We start from the raw sequence: 17,169 nt of genomic DNA, 5'->3' as shown, positions 1-17,169 counted from the left end.
AGCTTGCTCGCGATGGTCGTCAACGATAACGCGGCAAGCCTGACACCCCGCAGCGTTTTCAGGTTCATCGCGAGCAAGCTCGCTCCTACAGGGACGGGTTCGGTGTCAGAGGTTTTGCAAGGTTTCGAGCAACACCTTCACCTTGGTGATCGACTCCTGATACTCAGCCTGCCATTCCGAGTCCGCGACAATCCCGCCACCACCCCAGCAGCACACCTGCCCGTCCTTGACCAGCAGACTGCGAATGGCGATGGAGCTGTCCATCTCGCCGCGCACGTCCAGGTAGATCAATGAACCGCAATACAGTCCGCGCCGGGTCGGTTCCAGCTCATCGATGATCTGCATGGCGCGAATCTTTGGCGCGCCGGTAATCGAGCCGCCGGGGAAGCTGCCGGCGATCAGGTCCAGGGCATCGCGGTCATCCGCCAGTTCACCGGTGACGCTGCTCACCAGGTGGTGCACGTTCGGATAGCTTTCCAGGCTGAACAGTTCCGGCACCCGTACCGAGCCGGTGCGGCAGGTGCGACCGAGGTCATTGCGCAGCAGATCGACAATCATCAGGTTTTCCGCGCGGTCCTTGGGGCTGGCCAGCAGTTCGGCGGCGTTCGCAGCGTCTTGCTCAGGCGTCAGGCCCCGCGGGCGAGTGCCCTTGATCGGGCGGGTTTCCACATGGCCCTGGCTGACTTTGACGAAGCGTTCCGGCGACAGGCTGAGTACGGCATCGCCGTCAGGCAGGCTCTGGAAACCGGAAAAAGGCGTCGGGCACGCTGCGCGCAGCGCGCAGTAAGCGGCCCACGAATCACCCTGGCAGGGTGCGCGAAAGCGTTGGGCGAAATTGACCTGATAACAGTCGCCGGCCTGAATGTACTGCTGGATGCGCTCGATGGCCTGTTGATACTCATCGGCGCTCAACTCGGCAGTCATCGGGGTGAGCAGTTTGAAGGGCGCGACCACTCCCGGCGCAGATTGGCTGAACAGATCGATCAGGCGCTGACGCTCGCTGTCGGGCAGGGTCGGGTGGAACACCAATTGACTGGTCAGCGAAAGGTGATCGCTGATCAATGCCCAGTTGTACAAACCGAAACGTGCGTCAGGCAGCTGCAGGTCGTCACGGGCCTGGCTCGGCAGGCGCTCCAGATGTCGGCCGAAGTCGTAACTCAGGTAGCCGATCAATCCACCGGCAAACGGCAACTCATAAGGTGCTGGCAGGGTGGCTTCGCCCAGGCGTGTCAGGTTATCGCGCAGGCGTTGCAGGAAGGCGTCGCCACTTTCGTCGGGCGATACCGTCAGTTGTTCCAGCGGCCAGGCGCTGAGCAGGTCATAGCGGCCGCGGTCGGCGCTGGGGCGGCCACTGTCGAGCAGCACGGCGCCAGGGGCATGGCGAATCGCCGCGAAATATTCGGCGGGGTTGGCGCGATAGGGCAGCGGGTGTACGGAGCAGGTCAACATGGGCGGGGGAAGTCAGCCATCGAGGCGGGGTGGCGATTGTAGTCCTCTGCAGGACTTGGTCCTAGAGGGATGTCGGAAAGATGCATGTTGATAACGGCCGAAATAAAACTCTGTGGCGAGGGAGCTTGCTCCCGCTCGTCTGCGCAGCAGACGCATGATCCAGCTGGCACACATGGGAGAAGGGGGGGGCTGCTGCGCACCCCAGCGGGAGCAAGCTCCCTCGCCACAAAAGATCAGCCTTCGACCGCAGGAATATGTCCAAACATCTCCTGTACAAACGCCACGCGCTCTTCGACCGATTCAGTCACGCCACGAGCCTTGAGGTCTTCCAGCCGCGCCTCGACCGCATGAGTACGCAACGTCAGCCCGCAATCGTTGGCAATCTGGATATTCAGCCCCGGCCGGGCGTTGAGTTCCAGAATCAGCGGGCCTTTTTCCTGGTCCAGGACCATGTCGACACCGATGTAGCCCAAGCCGCACAACTCATAACAACCAGCGGCGAGTTTCATGAAACCGTCCCAGTAGGGCAGTTGCACGCCATCCACTGCGTTCGTGGTGTCCGGGTGTTTGTTGATGATGTTGTTCAGCCAGGTGCCGCGCAGGGTGAGGCCGGTGGCCAGGTCCACGCCGACACCGATGGCGCCCTGGTGCAGGTTGGCCTTGCCGTTGGACTGGCGCGTCGGCAAGCGCAACATGGCCATCACCGGGTAGCCCATCAAAACAATGATGCGAATGTCCGGCACGCCTTCGTAACTGATGCTCTTGAAGATCTGGTCCGGGATCACGCGGTATTCGATCAGCGCCCGGTCGCGGTGCCCGCCCAGGGAGTACAGGCCGGTCAGGATGCTGGAAATCTGATGCTCGATTTCTTCATGGCTGATGATCCGGCCGGACACCGTGCGATAACGCCCTTCAAAGCGGTCGGCGATGACCAGGATGCCATCGCCGCCAGCGCCCTGGGCCGGTTTGATCACGAAGTCGCTGCGCCCGCCGATGATCTCTTCGAGATTGTCGATTTCCTTCTCGGTGGAGATCACGCCATACAACTCGGGCACGTGGATGCCGGCGGCGATGGCGCGTTCCTTGGTGATGATCTTGTCATCGACGATTGGGTACAGGCTGCGCTTGTTGTACTTGAGCACGTAGTCTGCGTTGCGTCGATTGATCCCCATGATGCCCCGAGCTTCCAGGGCCTTCCAGGTCTTCCAGACGCCGAACATCACGCATCAGCCTTTTTCAGGAAGGCCTTGAAACGCACGAGTTCGGTCAGGCGATAACCGCGATAACGACCCATGGCCAGCATGAAACCCACCAGGATCAGCAGGATCGCCGGGAACGTGAACACGAAGTACACCAGTTCCGGCACGGTCATGATCAGGTGCGCCAGAGACGCGGCGAACAGCGTACCGATGGCCACTTTCATGGCATGGCCACCGCCGCGCTCTTCCCAGGTGATCGACAGGCGTTCGATGGTCATGGTCAGGATCACCATCGGGAACAGCGCCACCGACAAGCCGCGTTCCAGGCCGAGTTTATGGCTGAACAGGCTGATCGCCGCAATCAGCACCACCACGAACGTCAGCACCACCGACAGCCTCGGCAGCATTTGCAGTTTCAGGTGTTCAAGGTAGGAGCGCAGCGACAGGCCCAGCGCCGTGATGATGGTAAACAGCATGATACCGAAGCCGAGCTGGGTTTCGCGGAAGGCCAGGGCGATCAGCACCGGGGTGAAGGTGCCCAGGGTCTGGATGCCGATCAGGTTGCGCAGGATCAGGATCACCAGCACGCCGATCGGGATCATCACCATGATCATGAAGGTCTGCTGGGTTTGCAGCGGCAGGCCGTACAGCGAATATTCGAGGAAGTTGGCGTCGGTGTTTTCGTCGGTCAGCTTGGCCAGGCGAATGGCGTTCATTTCGCTGTTGTTCAGGCTGAAGGTCACATTGGCTTTCTTGCCGCCATCGACGGTGATCAGGTTTTCGTCGCCGGTCCACCACAGCAGGCGATCGGTCGGCAGGCCCTGTTCACCGGTTTCCGGGTTGAAGTACATCCAGTCGGTGCCATTGAAACTGCGCAGCCACAGTTCCGGCATTTGCGGCTGGTCGGCCACCAGGCGGATGGTGTGGACCTTCTCGATCGGCACGTGGGCGATGGACAGCAGCAACTCGACGATTTTCGCCTTGTGCGCGGCGGATGGATCACCGGCCAGCAGCAGTTTCACGTTGTCGTCGTTGAGGTTGTTGACCCGCTTGATGGCTTCGCCGACGAAGGTCTCGACGTCGGCCGAGTGTTGGCGAATCGGTGCGAGCAGGGCTTCGGCGGCGATTTTTTCCGGGCCCTCGATGGTCATGCTGTCGCGAAAGGTCGGGCCTTTGATCTTGGCTTTCTCGCCGGAATAACGCTTGGTCAGCACCAGGCGGTAATACAGCGTCTGGTTGCCTTTGGCCCGGCGTGCCGACCAGGTGACCTTGCGGTTGCCGTCGACCCGGTTCACGGCCACGCCGTAGTTATTGGAGATAAAGCTCTCGTTGAGGCTGACGAAGTCGCGGCTCAGCGGAGGCACGAACATCTGAATCTTGACCGGGTCCTTGGCACTGGCGACGAACTCGACCTTGGCGTCGATGTTCCACAGGTCGTCGGTGGCGTCTTCGGTCACCGGGATGCCCAGCACGAAGATCTGATAGGCCGTAACTGAAATGCCCAGCACCACCAGGATGGCGATCAGCAGTTTCAGGTGAAGGGTAAGAGAGCGCATTTGAATTACTCGGCGGTATGAGCGTCGGTGGTGCAGGCAGGTTTGCCGGCAGCATATTTAAGGCTGGGGTCAACCAGTGCATCGAAGCGCTTGAGTGCTTCGGAGCCAATCAGGAGCGGATATTGGAACGCGCTGCGGTCGGTCAGGTTCACTTCGATGCTGCGCAGGGCCGAGCCCATGCAGATGTCCAGTTCGATCACCGGGCGGGCGGTGTACTTCTTGCCTTCCTCCGGGTCGTAGTCGCCGGCCCGGCGCTTGATCTTGCTGACACGGGCCAGCGGGCGTTCGATCGGGTGCGAATGGGCGGCGTCGATGGCCAGGTAAAAGCGCACCCACGACTCGCCGTTGCGTTTGAAACGTTTGATGTCCCGGGCACTCAGGGAAGCGGTTTTCGCTCCGGTGTCGAGTTTGGCCGCCACTTCCAGATCGATGCCATTGAGCGATGCGTACTCATTGAGGCCATACACGGTCTTTTCCCCGGCCATTGCGAAGCCGGGCAGGCAAAGGAAATAAAGGAAGGTGGGGAAGGGCTTGAGTCTCATAAATCCTGGTGCGCAGCGGTCCGACTTGATTCAAGGCCCTGGCATCGCTGCGCAAGCTCCCTCGTATGCCTGGCAGGGTTTTATGACAGGCAGTGCAGATGTGACAAACAAATGCGGGCGGCATTCTAGCACGGTGGTTTGATGGCGCCAGCGCTGGCCGGTGGCTATAACCTTAGGGGGTTGCTTCGTTATGGTGCAGCCGGTTATCAGAAGATTGTCGACAATATCTATTTATCCTTTGACTGATGCGCCTCTATTCGTTAGTTTTTACGGCATTGGCTTACAAGGTGTCGACAATATGCTGGATCAACTCGATCCCCCGGTTTCTACGCAAGACGATACGGAGACGCTTTCCGAGAACGTCTTCCGACGTATTCAGGCGGCTATCGTCAAAGGCGATATCGCGCCGGGCAGCAAAATCTCCGAACCGGAACTGGCGCGCACCTACGGCATCAGCCGCGGCCCGTTGCGCGAGGCCATCCACCGTCTGGAAGGCCAGCGCCTGCTGGTTCGTGTGCCGCATGTCGGCGCACGGGTGGTGTCGCTCAACCACGCCGAACTGATTGAGCTATACGAAATCCGCGAATCCCTGGAAGGCATGGCCTGTCGCCTGGCCGCCGAGCGCATGAGCCTCGAAGAAATCGACGAACTGCGTCGGGTCCTGGAAACCCACGAGCGCGATGAGGCGTTTCAGGCCGGGAGAGGCTACTACCAGCAGGAAGGCGATTTCGACTTCCATTACCGAATCATCCAAGGCAGCGGCAACCGCACGCTGACCCAAATGCTCTGCGGCGAGCTGTATCAACTGGTGCGCATGTACCGCATCCAGTTTTCCACCACGCCCAATCGCCCGCACCAGGCGTTTGCCGAGCACCACCGAATTCTCGATGCCATCGCCGACCGTGACGGTGAACTGGCCGAGTTGTTGATGCGCCGTCACATCGGCGCCTCCAAACGCAACATCGCCCGTCATTACCAGGACGGCGCTAACCCGACAGCCAAACGAGGTGAGTCATGAGTTTGAACAAGAGCACTCCAGGCCAGCGTTTCCGCGATGCGGTCGCCAGCGAGCATCCATTGCAAGTGGTCGGCGCGATCAACGCCAACCATGCGCTGCTGGCCAAGCGCGCCGGTTTCAAGGCGATCTACCTGTCGGGTGGCGGGGTGGCTGCAGGCTCCCTCGGCGTGCCGGACCTGGGCATCACCGGCCTGGATGACGTTCTGACCGACGTGCGCCGTATCACCGATGTTTGCGACCTGCCACTGCTGGTGGACGTGGACACCGGTTTCGGTTCCTCGGCGTTCAACGTCGCTCGCACCGTCAAGTCGATGATCAAGTTTGGCGCCGCAGCGATTCACATCGAAGACCAGGTCGGCGCCAAGCGCTGCGGTCACCGTCCTAACAAGGAAATCGTGACCCAGCAGGAAATGGTCGACCGCATCAAGGCGGCCGTCGATGCGCGTACCGATGACAGCTTCGTGATCATGGCCCGTACCGACGCCCTGGCAGTGGAAGGCCTGGAGTCTGCCCTGGATCGCGCCGCCGCGTGCATCGAGGCCGGCGCCGACATGGTGTTCCCGGAAGCCATCACTGAACTTGAAATGTACAAGCTGTTCGCCAGCCGCGTGAAAGCGCCGATCCTGGCCAACATCACCGAGTTCGGCGCGACGCCGCTGTACACCACCGAGCAACTGGCCGCTGCCGACGTATCTCTGGTGCTGTACCCGCTGTCGGCTTTCCGGGCCATGAACAAGGCTGCGGAAAACGTCTACACCGCGATCCGTCGCGATGGCACGCAACAGAACGTCATCGACACCATGCAGACCCGCATGGAGCTTTACGATCGCATCGACTACCACACCTTCGAGCAGAAGCTCGATGCGTTGTTCGCCGCGAAAAAGTAAGTCGAATAACTCCCTAATAAATTCAAGAAATTGGAGGCAGAAATGGCCGAAGCAAAAGTACTCAGTGGCGCCGGGCTCCGTGGCCAGGTAGCCGGGCAAACCGCACTGTCCACCGTGGGTCAGTCGGGTGCCGGTCTGACCTATCGTGGTTATGACGTTCGTGAACTGGCGGCAGACGCTCAGTTCGAAGAAGTTGCCTACCTGTTGCTGTACGGCGAACTGCCGAGCAAGGCGCAACTGAATGCCTACATCACCAAACTGAGCAAGCTGCGTGACCTGCCGCAAGCACTGAAAGAAGTGCTGGAACGCATCCCTGCCGACGCCCATCCGATGGACGTGATGCGCACTGGCTGCTCGTTCCTGGGCAACCTGGAGCCGGAGAACAACTTCTCCGAGCAGCACGACAAGACCGACCGCCTGCTGGCCGCGTTCCCGGCGATCATGACCTACTGGTATCGCTTCAGCCACGAAGGCAAGCGCATCGATTGCGTGAGCGACGAGCAGTCCATCGGCGGCCATTTCCTGCACCTTCTGCACGGCAAGAAGCCGAGCGAGCTGCATGTCAAGGTGATGAACGTTTCGCTGATTCTCTACGCAGAGCACGAGTTCAACGCGTCGACCTTTACCGCCCGTGTCTGCGCATCGACCCTGTCCGACCTGTACTCGTGCATTACCGCAGCCATCGGTTCCCTGCGTGGCCCGCTGCACGGCGGCGCCAACGAAGCGGCGATGGAAATGATCGAGCGTTTCTCGTCGCCGGAAGATGCGATCAAGGGCACCCTCGGCATGCTCGAGCGCAAGGACAAGATCATGGGCTTCGGCCACGCGATCTATAAGGACAACGATCCGCGCAACGAGGTGATCAAGGGCTGGTCGAAAAAACTCGCTGACGAAGTGGGCGACAAGGTGTTGTTCCCTGTGTCCGAGGCCATCGACAAGACCATGTGGGAGCAGAAGAAACTGTTCCCGAACGCCGACTTCTACCATGCCTCGGCGTACCACTTCATGGGCATCCCGACCAAGTTGTTCACACCGATCTTCGTCTGCTCACGCCTGACCGGCTGGGCCGCCCACGTGTACGAACAACGTGCCAACAACCGCATCATCCGTCCAAGCGCCGAGTACACCGGCGTTGAACAGCGCAAGTTCGTACCAATCGAACAACGCTGAATGGTGGAGGTCGGCACCGGGATCTGAAATCAACGCAGATCCCTGTGGGAGCGAGCTTGCTCGCGATGACGGGCTGACATTCAACATCAATGTCGCCAGTTACATCGCTATCGCGAGCAAGCTCGCTCCCACAGTGGATTGTGTTCAATTCAAGTCTGGTGCCAGGCCCCACCTTTTGTAACTACCGTGACCGAGTCCTGACGATGAACACTGAATTCCGCAAATCGCTGCCCGGCAGCCACCTGGATTACTTCGACGTCCGCGCGGCAGTCGAGGCGATCCAGCCTGGCGCCTACGACACCCTGCCGTACACCTCCCGTGTGCTGGCGGAAAACCTTGTGCGTCGCTGCGACCCGGCCACGCTCACCGAATCCCTGAAGCAATTCATCGAACGCAAGCGCGACCTCGACTTCCCGTGGTTCCCGGCCCGCGTGGTGTGCCACGATATTCTCGGCCAGACCGCGCTGGTCGACCTCGCCGGCCTGCGTGACGCCATCGCCCTGCAAGGCGGTGACCCTGCGCAAGTCAACCCGGTGGTGCCGACGCAATTGATCGTCGACCACTCCCTGGCCGTCGAGCGCGGTGGTTTCGATCCAGAGGCGTTCGAGAAGAACCGCGCCATCGAAGACCGTCGCAACGAAGACCGTTTCCACTTCATCAACTGGACCAAGAAGGCGTTCAAGAACGTCGACGTGATCCCGCCGGGCAACGGCATCATGCACCAGATCAACCTGGAGAAAATGTCTCCGGTGATCCAGGTGCGTGACGGTGTGGCCTTCCCTGATACCTGCGTCGGCACCGACAGCCACACCCCGCACGTCGATGCGTTGGGCGTGATCGCCATCGGTGTCGGTGGCCTGGAAGCCGAGAGCGTGATGCTCGGCCGCGCATCGTGGATGCGTCTGCCGGAAAGCGTTGGCGTCGAACTGACTGGCAAGCTGCAGCCGGGCATCACCGCCACCGACATGGTGCTGGCGCTGACCGAGTTCCTGCGCAAGCAGAAAGTCGTTGGCGCGTGGCTGGAGTTCTTCGGTGAAGGCGCCTCGGCGCTGACCCTCGGCGACCGCGCAACCATCTCCAACATGGCCCCGGAATACGGCGCCACCGCGGCGATGTTCTACATCGATCAGCAGACCATCGACTACCTCAAGCTCACCGGCCGTGAAGACGAGCAAGTGCAGCTGGTGGAGAACTACGCCAAGCAGACCGGCCTGTGGGCTGACAGCCTCAAAGGCGCGCAATACGAGCGCGGCCTGACCTTCGACCTTTCCTCGGTCGTGCGCAACATGGCTGGCCCGAGCAACCCGCACGCTCGTGTAGCGGTTTCTGATTTGGCGGCCAAAGGCATCTCCGGCCACTGGGATGATGTGCCGGGTCAAATGCCGGACGGCGCGGTGATAATCGCCGCCATCACCAGCTGCACCAATACCAGCAACCCGCGTAACGTGATCGCCGCCGGCCTGCTGGCGCGCAACGCCAACAAGCTTGGCCTGACCCGCAAGCCATGGGTCAAGTCGTCCCTGGCACCGGGTTCGAAAACCGTCGCGCTGTACCTCGACGAAGCTGGCCTGACCGATGAGCTGGACAAACTTGGCTTCGGCGTCGTCGCCTTCGCCTGCACCACCTGCAACGGCATGTCCGGCGCACTGGACCCGGTGATCCAGCAAGAAATCATTGACCGCGACCTGTACGCCACTGCCGTGTTATCCGGTAACCGCAACTTCGACGGTCGGATTCACCCGTACGCCAAGCAAGCGTTCCTGGCTTCGCCGCCATTGGTGGTTGCTTACGCCATTGCCGGTACCATCCGTTTCGACATCGAAAAAGACGTGCTGGGCGTGGTCGACGGCAAGGAAATCCGCCTGAAAGACATCTGGCCGAGCGACGAAGAAATCGACTCGGTGGTGAAGTCCTCGGTGAAACCTGAGCAGTTCCGTCAGGTGTACATTCCGATGTTCGCCATCCACGAAGACACCGGCCCGAAAGTCGCGCCGCTGTACGACTGGCGTGAAATGAGCACCTACATCCGCCGTCCTCCGTACTGGGAAGGCGCGCTGGCCGGCGCTCGTCCGCTCAAGGGCATGCGCCCTCTGGCGGTACTGCCGGACAACATCACCACCGATCACCTGTCACCGTCCAACGCCATCATGCTCGACAGCGCCGCTGGCGAATACCTGGCGAAAATGGGCCTGCCGGAAGAGGACTTCAACTCTTACGCGACTCACCGTGGTGACCACCTGACCGCGCAGCGTGCGACGTTCGCCAACCCGAAACTGTTCAACGAAATGGTTCAGGAAGACGGCAAGGTCAAGCAAGGTTCGCTGGCCCGCGTCGAGCCGGAAGGCAAAGTAATGCGCATGTGGGAGGCCATCGAAACCTACATGGATCGCAAGCAGCCGCTGATCATCATCGCCGGCGCCGACTACGGTCAGGGTTCGTCCCGCGACTGGGCGGCCAAGGGCGTGCGCCTGGCGGGTGTGGAAGCGATTGCCGCCGAAGGTTTCGAGCGCATTCACCGCACCAACCTGGTGGGCATGGGTGTGTTGCCGATGGAATTCAAGCCGGGCACCAACCGCCACACCCTGGCCATCGACGGCAGCGAAACCTACGACGTGATTGGTGAGCGCACCCCGCGTGCCGAACTGACCCTGGTGATCCATCGCAAGAATGGCGAGCGCGTCGATGTGCCGGTGACCTGCCGCCTCGACACCGCCGAAGAAGTGTCGATCTACGAGGCCGGCGGCGTGTTGCAACGCTTCGCCCAGGACTTCCTCGAAGAATCGGCGGTCGCCGTCTAAAACGCTGCACAGACATGGGACTTTGAGTCCCATGTCTGTTTCTAGATCAGGAGTAACGAGCACCATGGCTCACGCAGCTACTTTTCCAAAGCAAATAAGGATACCCGCCACCTACATGCGCGGCGGCACCAGCAAAGGCGTGTTTTTCAGCCTGAAGGATTTGCCTGAAGCGGCACAGGTCCCTGGCCCGGCCCGCGACGCTTTGCTGTTGCGCGTGATCGGCAGTCCCGACCCGTACGACAAACAAATCGATGGCATGGGCGGCGCGACCTCCAGCACCAGCAAAACCGTGATCCTGTCGAAAAGCATCAAGGCCGATCACGATGTCGATTACCTGTTCGGTCAGGTGTCCATCGATAAGCCCTTCGTGGACTGGAGCGGCAACTGCGGCAACCTGTCCGCGGCGGTCGGTTCGTTCGCCGTCAGCAATGGCCTGGTGGACGCCAGTCGCATCCCGCACAGCGGCGTGGCGGTGGTTCGCGTGTGGCAGGCCAATATCGGCAAGACCATCATCGCCCATGTGCCGATCACCAATGGTGAAGTACAGGAAACCGGTGATTTCGAACTCGACGGCGTGACCTTCCCGGCGGCCGAAGTGCAGGTCGAGTTCCTTGATCCGGCGGCGGATGAAGAGGGCGGCGGCGGTTCGATGTTCCCTACCGGCAATCTGGTGGATGACCTGGAAGTGCCCGGCGTCGGTACCTTCAAGGCGACCATGATCAACGCCGGCATCCCGACAATTTTTATCAATGCCGAAGACATCGGCTACAAAGGCACCGAGTTGCAGGGCGCGATCAATGGCGACCCGAAAGCCTTGCTGATGTTCGAAACCATCCGCGCCTACGGCGCATTGCGCATGGGCCTGATTTCCAACATTGACGAAGCGGCCAAACGTCAACACACGCCAAAAGTGGCCTTCGTGGCCAAGCCGGCGGACTACGTTTCGTCCAGCGGCAAAGCCATTGCGGCAGGCGATGTCGACCTGCTGGTGCGTGCGCTATCCATGGGCAAGCTGCACCACGCAATGATGGGCACGGCGGCAGTGGCGATCGGCACGGCGGCAGCGATCACCGGCACTCTGGTTAACCTCGCAGCAGGTGGCACCGAACGCAACGCGGTGCGCTTCGGCCACCCGTCCGGCACCTTGCGCGTCGGCGCCGAGGCCAGCCAGGTCAACGGCGAGTGGACTGTGAACAAGGCGATCATGAGCCGCAGTGCGCGGGTGTTGATGGAAGGGTTTGTGCGGGTGCCGGGGGATTCTTTCTAAGATCACCCAAACCCTGTGGGAGTGAACTTGCTCGCGATGGGGCCAACTCATTCAATACATGTGTTGGCTGATGCACCGCCATCGCGAGCAAGCTCGCTCCCACAGTGGACTGCATTTCAAGAATAAGAATTTGTCATTGACTGAGAATGCCCTGAACCGAGGTCCCATTAACGACCCACTTCATAGAGTGAATCGAACATGAGCGCCAACGTCGACCTGAACAACCGCCCCGACTACGACAAGGTCCTGCAGGATATTGCCGATTACGTCCTCAACTACAAGATCGAGTCAAAAGAAGCGCTGGATACCGCGCGCAACTGCCTGATCGATACCTTGGGTTGCGGCCTGCTGGCCCTGCGTTTTCCCGAGTGCACCAAGCACTTGGGGCCAGTGGTGGAAGGCACCGTCGTGCCGTTCGGCGCCCGTGTGCCGGGGACCAGTTACCGACTCGATCCGGTGAAGGCGGCGTGGGACATCGGCTGCATTGTGCGCTGGCTCGACTACAACGACACCTGGCTCGCGGCGGAGTGGGGGCATCCGTCGGACAACCTCGGCGGTATTCTCGCGGTAGCCGACCATTTATCACAAAAGCACCTGGCTAATGGCGTGGCACCGCTGACCGTGCGTACAGTGCTTGAAGCGATGATCATGGCCCATGAGATTCAGGGCGTGATCGCGCTGGAAAACTCGTTCAACCGTGTCGGCCTCGATCACGTCATCCTGGTGAAGGTCGCCTCAACCGCAGTCACCGCCAAACTGATGGGCGCCAATCGCGAGCAGTTGTTGTCGGCGTTGTCCCACGCTTTTGCTGACGGTCAAGCGTTGCGCACGTATCGGCATGCACCGAATGCGGGTTCGCGTAAATCCTGGGCGGCGGGGGATGCGTCCAGTCGTGGCGTGCGTTTGGCGGACATAGCGATGCGCGGCGAGATGGGCATTCCCGGTGTGTTGAGTGCCAGGCAGTGGGGGTTTTACGACGTGTTGTTCAGCCATGCCAACAATGATCTGGCACTCAAGCCTGAAGACAAACGTGCTTTCAGTTTTTCGCGGCCGTACGGTAGTTATGTGATGGAAAACGTGTTGTTCAAGATCAGCTTTCCGGCCGAGTTCCATGCACAAACGGCCTGTGAGGCGGCGGTGATCCTGCACCCGCAGGTGCGCAATCGCCTGCATGAAATCGACAGGATCGTCATCACCACTCACGAGTCGGCGATTCGCATCATTTCCAAGGTCGGCCCACTGGCCAATGCCGCTGATCGCGATCACTGCATCCAGTACATGACTGCTGTACCGCTGGCCTTCGGCAATCTGGTTGCCGAGTATTACGAAGATGATTTCCACAAGACACACCCGATCATCGATGTGCTGCGCGACAAAATGGTGATTGTTGAGGAACCGCGTTTCACCCGTGAGTATCTGGAGCCCGACAAGCGCTCCATTGCCAACGCGGTGCAGGTATTTTTCAAGGATGGGTCCAGCACTGAGAACGTGGTAGTGGAGTACCCGATTGGCCATCGTCGGCGTCGGGTGGAAGGCATTCCGTTGCTGGAGGACAAGTTCAGGGCGAACTTGCTGACAAGATTCACCGGGCAGCGCAGTGAGGAGATTTTTTCACTGTGCAAGGATCAGCAGAAGCTTGAGGCGACACCGGTGAACCGGTTTGTGGATTTGTTTGTTATCTAGGAGACCGCGTTATCGTTTGATCGCGAGCAGGCTCGCTCCTACAGGGGATCTGCGGTGGACACAAATCAACTGTGGGAGCGAGCTTGCTTGCGATGAGGCCGAACAGACAATAAAGAACTATTTAAACCGCCGCTCCACACCTTTCTCCACGAGAATTTTCGCGGAGATTTCTTCCACGGAAAAATGCGTGGAGTTGATGTTCGGGATGTTTTCGCGGCGGAACAGGTTTTCCACCTCGCGAACCTCGAACTCGCACTGGGCGTAGCTCGAGTAACGGCTGTTGGGCTTGCGCTCGTTGCGGATCGCGGTGAGGCGGTCCGGGTCGATGGTCAGGCCGAACAGCTTGTGCTGGTGAGCGCGCAGGGCGGATGGCAGTTGCAGGCGTTCCATGTCGTCTTCGGTCAGCGGGTAGTTGGCTGCGCGGATACCGAATTGCATCGCCATGTACAGGCACGTCGGCGTCTTACCACATCGCGACACGCCCACTAGTATCAGGTCGGCCTTGTCGTAATAGTGCGTGCGGGCGCCGTCGTCGTTGTCGAGGGCGAAGTTAACGGCCTCGATACGCTCCATGTAATTGGTGTTGGCGCCGATAGAGTGGGACTTGCCCACGGTGTAGGAAGAATGCTCGGTCAGTTCCTGTTCAAGTGGTGCCAGGAACGTCGAGAAAATGTCGATCATGAAACCATTCGAGGTTGCGAGAATCTCACGAATGTCCTGATTGACGATGGTGTCGAAGATTATCGGACGGAAGCCGTCGGTTTCGGCGGCTTTGTTGATTTGTTGTACCATGGCCCGCGCTTTGTCCACGTTGTCGATGTACGGCCGCGTGACCTTGCTGAAGGTAATGTTTTCGAACTGCGCCAGAAGGCTTTGACCCAGGGTTTCGGCGGTAATGCCGGTACCATCGGAGATAAAGAAAGCAGATCGTTTCATTTGCACCTTGGGCCTTAAGCTAGTAACGAATCTTGGATATGATAGGCGCGATTTGCCGGCCGCCATTGGCCCGCATTCTCACTTATTTTCCAGGTCCAGGCCATATAGCCGGTAAATGCTCACTTAAGCAGCCGGTTTCTGAGCTTTTCCAACACAGTTAGTGGAGAGATCACCTTGGTAGAGTACGTAGTTTCCCTCGACAAGCTCGGCAAAGACGACGTTGAGCACGTGGGGGGCAAGAACGCATCCCTGGGCGAGATGATCAGCAACCTGGCAGGTGCCGGTGTATCGGTGCCCGGTGGCTTCGCCACGACCGCTCAGGCGTATCGTGATTTCCTGGAACTGAGCGGCCTGAATCAGCAGATTCACGACGCGCTCGATGCCCTTGACGTCGATGACGTGAATGCCCTGGCCAAGACCGGTGCCCAGATCCGCCAATGGATCATGGAAGCCGAGTTCCCTGAAAAATTGAACGCCGAAATCCGTACCGCGTTCGCCACGCTGTCCGCCGGCAACCCTGACGTGGCCGTGGCCGTGCGTTCTTCCGCTACCGCTGAAGACTTGCCCGACGCTTCCTTCGCCGGCCAGCAGGAAACCTTCCTGAACATCCGTGGTGTGGAAAACGTCATTCGCGCCGCCAAAGAGGTGTTCGCCTCGCTGTTCAACGACCGTGCCATTTCCTATCGCGTGCACCAGGGCTTCGACCACAAACTGGTAGCCCTGTCCGCTGGCGTGCAGCGCATGGTCCGTTCCGAAACCGGCACCGCCGGCGTGATGTTCACCCTCGATACCGAATCGGGCTTCCGTGACGTGGTGTTCATCACCGGCGCTTACGGCCTGGGTGAAACCGTCGTACAAGGCGCGGTGAACCCGGATGAGTTCTACGTCCACAAGGGCACGCTGGCTGCCGGTCGCCCGGCGATCCTGCGTCGCAACCTGGGCAGCAAGGCCATCAAGATGATCTACGGCGACGAGGCCAAGGCCGGTCGTTCGGTCAAGACCGTCGACGTGGACAAGGCTGAGCGCGCACGTTTCTGCCTGACCGACGCTGAAGTCAGCGAACTGGCCAAGCAGGCGATGATCATCGAGAAGCACTACAAGTGCCCGATGGACATCGAGTGGGCCAAGGACGGTGACGACGGCAAGCTGTACATCGTGCAGGCCCGTCCGGAAACCGTGAAGAGCCGCACCCAGGCCAACGTCATGGAACGTTACCTGTTGAAAGAAACCGGCACCGTGCTGGTGGAAGGCCGTGCCATTGGCCAGCGCATCGGCGCCGGCAAGGTCCGCATCATCAAGGACGTGTCCGAGATGGACAAGGTCCAGCCAGGCGACGTACTGGTTTCCGACATGACCGACCCGGACTGGGAGCCGGTCATGAAGCGCGCCAGCGCCATCGTCACCAACCGTGGCGGCCGTACGTGCCACGCGGCGATCATCGCCCGTGAGCTGGGTATTCCTGCGGTAGTAGGTTGTGGCAACGCCACCCAGCTGTTGAAAGACGGCCAGGGCGTGACCGTTTCCTGTGCTGAAGGCGACACCGGTTTCATCTTCGAAGGCGAACTGGGCTTCGACATCAAGAAGAACTCCGTGGACGCCATGCCGGATCTGCCGTTCAAGATCATGATGAACGTCGGCAACCCGGACCGCGCCTTCGACTTCGCGCAGCTGCCGAACGCCGGTGTGGGCCTGGCCCGTCTGGAATTTATCATCAACCGCATGATCGGTGTTCACCCGAAAGCGCTGTTGAACTACGACGGTCTGCCGCAGGACATCAAAGACAGCGTCGACAAGCGCATCGCCGGTTACGACGATCCGGTCGGCTTCTATGTCGACAAGCTGGTTGAAGGCATCAGCACCCTGGCCGCTGCGTTCACCCCGAAAAAGGTCATCGTGCGTCTGTCGGACTTCAAGTCCAACGAATACGCCAACCTGATCGGCGGCAAGCTCTACGAGCCGGAAGAAGAAAACCCGATGCTGGGCTTCCGCGGTGCTTCGCGTTACATCAGCGAATCGTTCCGTGACTGCTTCGAGCTCGAATGCCGCGCCCTCAAGCGCGTGCGCAACGAGATGGGCCTGACCAACGTCGAAATCATGGTGCCGTTCGTCCGTACATTGGGCGAAGCTAGCCAAGTGATCGATCTGTTGGCCGAAAATGGCCTGGCCCGCGGCGAGAATGGCCTGCGCATCATCATGATGTGCGAACTGCCGTCCAACGCGATCCTCGCTGAAGAATTCCTCGAGTTCTTCGACGGCTTCTCCATCGGTTCCAACGACCTGACCCAGCTGACCCTGGGCCTGGACCGTGACTCCGGGATCATCGCGCACCTGTTCGACGAGCGTAATCCGGCGGTCAAGAAGCTGCTGGCCAACGCGATTCAGGCCTGCAACAAGGCTGGCAAGTACATCGGCATATGTGGTCAGGGGCCTTCGGACCACCCGGACCTGGCCAAGTGGCTGATGGAGCAGGGCATTGAAAGCGTTTCGTTGAACCCGGACTCCGTACTGGAAACCTGGTTCTTCCTGGCGGAAGGTCAGGCGCAGGCTTGATCCTGTAGGAGCGAGCCTGCTCGCGATGGACTGCAGAACACCGCGTTTTTTTCAGAATGAACGCGTCATCGTTGGCGACCATCGCGAGCAGGCTCGCTCCTACAATGATTGGCA

The 17,169-nt window shown here is 60.1% G+C and carries 12 protein-coding genes; 7 read left to right on the top strand and 5 right to left on the bottom strand.

Annotation, left to right across the window (positions count from 1 at the left end; genetic code table 11):
* Window positions 1-105 precede the first annotated feature (105 nt).
* From pabB to KGA96_RS24235, 4 genes are all read right to left on the bottom strand, one after another.
* A complete protein-coding gene (pabB, locus tag KGA96_RS24250) occupies window positions 106-1,449 on the bottom strand; it encodes an aminodeoxychorismate synthase component I (RefSeq protein WP_046042913.1) in 1,344 nt (447 codons plus the stop codon).
* 233 nt (window positions 1,450-1,682) lie between these two features.
* A complete protein-coding gene (locus KGA96_RS24245; protein WP_223515171.1) occupies window positions 1,683-2,669 on the bottom strand; it encodes an alpha-L-glutamate ligase-like protein in 987 nt (328 codons plus the stop codon).
* Window positions 2,669-4,204: an inactive transglutaminase family protein gene (locus tag KGA96_RS24240; protein WP_046042908.1), complete on the bottom strand. Its 1,536-nt coding sequence runs from the start codon at window positions 4,202-4,204 to the stop codon at window positions 2,669-2,671. The genes KGA96_RS24245 and KGA96_RS24240 overlap by 1 nt, the downstream gene beginning before the upstream one ends.
* A gap of 5 nt (window positions 4,205-4,209) precedes the next feature.
* A complete protein-coding gene (locus KGA96_RS24235) occupies window positions 4,210-4,746 on the bottom strand; it encodes an ATP-dependent zinc protease (RefSeq protein ID WP_046042906.1) in 537 nt (178 codons plus the stop codon).
* Window positions 4,747-5,044: 298 nt separating this feature from the next.
* Between KGA96_RS24235 and KGA96_RS24230 the strand changes: the two genes are divergently transcribed.
* From KGA96_RS24230 to prpD, 6 genes are all read left to right on the top strand, one after another.
* A complete protein-coding gene (locus KGA96_RS24230; RefSeq protein ID WP_008048579.1) occupies window positions 5,045-5,764 on the top strand; it encodes a GntR family transcriptional regulator in 720 nt (239 codons plus the stop codon).
* Entirely contained in the window at window positions 5,761-6,651 is an 891-nt protein-coding gene (gene prpB / locus KGA96_RS24225) for a methylisocitrate lyase (RefSeq protein ID WP_008061726.1), read from the top strand. Before KGA96_RS24230 ends, prpB begins: the two co-directional genes overlap by 4 nt.
* Window positions 6,652-6,693: 42 nt before the next feature.
* The gene (gene prpC, locus KGA96_RS24220; protein WP_046042905.1) at window positions 6,694-7,821 is read left to right on the top strand and encodes a 2-methylcitrate synthase; all 1,128 of its coding nucleotides are present in this window, start codon (window positions 6,694-6,696) and stop codon (window positions 7,819-7,821) included.
* Window positions 7,822-8,024: 203 nt separating this feature from the next.
* Complete coding sequence (acnD, locus tag KGA96_RS24215) at window positions 8,025-10,619, top strand: Fe/S-dependent 2-methylisocitrate dehydratase AcnD (RefSeq protein WP_046042904.1); 2,595 nt, start codon at window positions 8,025-8,027, stop codon at window positions 10,617-10,619.
* 64 nt (window positions 10,620-10,683) lie between these two features.
* Window positions 10,684-11,886: a 2-methylaconitate cis-trans isomerase PrpF gene (gene prpF / locus KGA96_RS24210; RefSeq protein ID WP_046042903.1), complete on the top strand. Its 1,203-nt coding sequence runs from the start codon at window positions 10,684-10,686 to the stop codon at window positions 11,884-11,886.
* 198 nt (window positions 11,887-12,084) lie between these two features.
* Window positions 12,085-13,569 (top strand): 2-methylcitrate dehydratase, encoded by a 1,485-nt coding sequence (prpD, locus tag KGA96_RS24205; RefSeq protein WP_046042901.1) that lies wholly within the window; start codon window positions 12,085-12,087, stop codon window positions 13,567-13,569.
* 117 nt (window positions 13,570-13,686) lie between these two features.
* Here the strand turns inward: prpD and KGA96_RS24200 are convergent, their stop codons facing one another.
* A complete protein-coding gene (locus KGA96_RS24200; RefSeq protein WP_008048584.1) occupies window positions 13,687-14,505 on the bottom strand; it encodes a pyruvate, water dikinase regulatory protein in 819 nt (272 codons plus the stop codon).
* A gap of 228 nt (window positions 14,506-14,733) precedes the next feature.
* Between KGA96_RS24200 and ppsA the strand changes: the two genes are divergently transcribed.
* Complete coding sequence (gene ppsA, locus KGA96_RS24195; protein WP_317850357.1) at window positions 14,734-17,055, top strand: phosphoenolpyruvate synthase; 2,322 nt, start codon at window positions 14,734-14,736, stop codon at window positions 17,053-17,055.
* The last annotated feature ends 114 nt before the right edge of the window (window positions 17,056-17,169 follow it).

Origin of the sequence: Pseudomonas sp. GL-R-26 (assembly GCF_019947365.1) — a bacterium.
In the GTDB taxonomy this organism is placed as follows: domain Bacteria; phylum Pseudomonadota; class Gammaproteobacteria; order Pseudomonadales; family Pseudomonadaceae; genus Aquipseudomonas.
Note: the sequence above shows the minus strand (reverse complement) of the source record. Positions and strands in the feature narration are given on the sequence as shown.

What these genes read in the sequence shown, in the direction of transcription:
- pabB (WP_046042913.1), bottom strand. Translation starts at nt 1,449, where the DNA reads ATGTTGACCTGCTCCGTACACCCGCTGCCCTATCGCGCCAACCCCGCC.
- KGA96_RS24245 (WP_223515171.1), bottom strand. Translation starts at nt 2,669, where the DNA reads ATGTTCGGCGTCTGGAAGACCTGGAAGGCCCTGGAAGCTCGGGGCATC.
- KGA96_RS24240 (WP_046042908.1), bottom strand. Translation starts at nt 4,204, where the DNA reads ATGCGCTCTCTTACCCTTCACCTGAAACTGCTGATCGCCATCCTGGTG.
- KGA96_RS24235 (WP_046042906.1), bottom strand. Translation starts at nt 4,746, where the DNA reads ATGAGACTCAAGCCCTTCCCCACCTTCCTTTATTTCCTTTGCCTGCCC.
- KGA96_RS24230 (WP_008048579.1), top strand. Translation starts at nt 5,045, where the DNA reads ATGCTGGATCAACTCGATCCCCCGGTTTCTACGCAAGACGATACGGAG.
- prpB (WP_008061726.1), top strand. Translation starts at nt 5,761, where the DNA reads ATGAGTTTGAACAAGAGCACTCCAGGCCAGCGTTTCCGCGATGCGGTC.
- prpC (WP_046042905.1), top strand. Translation starts at nt 6,694, where the DNA reads ATGGCCGAAGCAAAAGTACTCAGTGGCGCCGGGCTCCGTGGCCAGGTA.
- acnD (WP_046042904.1), top strand. Translation starts at nt 8,025, where the DNA reads ATGAACACTGAATTCCGCAAATCGCTGCCCGGCAGCCACCTGGATTAC.
- prpF (WP_046042903.1), top strand. Translation starts at nt 10,684, where the DNA reads ATGGCTCACGCAGCTACTTTTCCAAAGCAAATAAGGATACCCGCCACC.
- prpD (WP_046042901.1), top strand. Translation starts at nt 12,085, where the DNA reads ATGAGCGCCAACGTCGACCTGAACAACCGCCCCGACTACGACAAGGTC.
- KGA96_RS24200 (WP_008048584.1), bottom strand. Translation starts at nt 14,505, where the DNA reads ATGAAACGATCTGCTTTCTTTATCTCCGATGGTACCGGCATTACCGCC.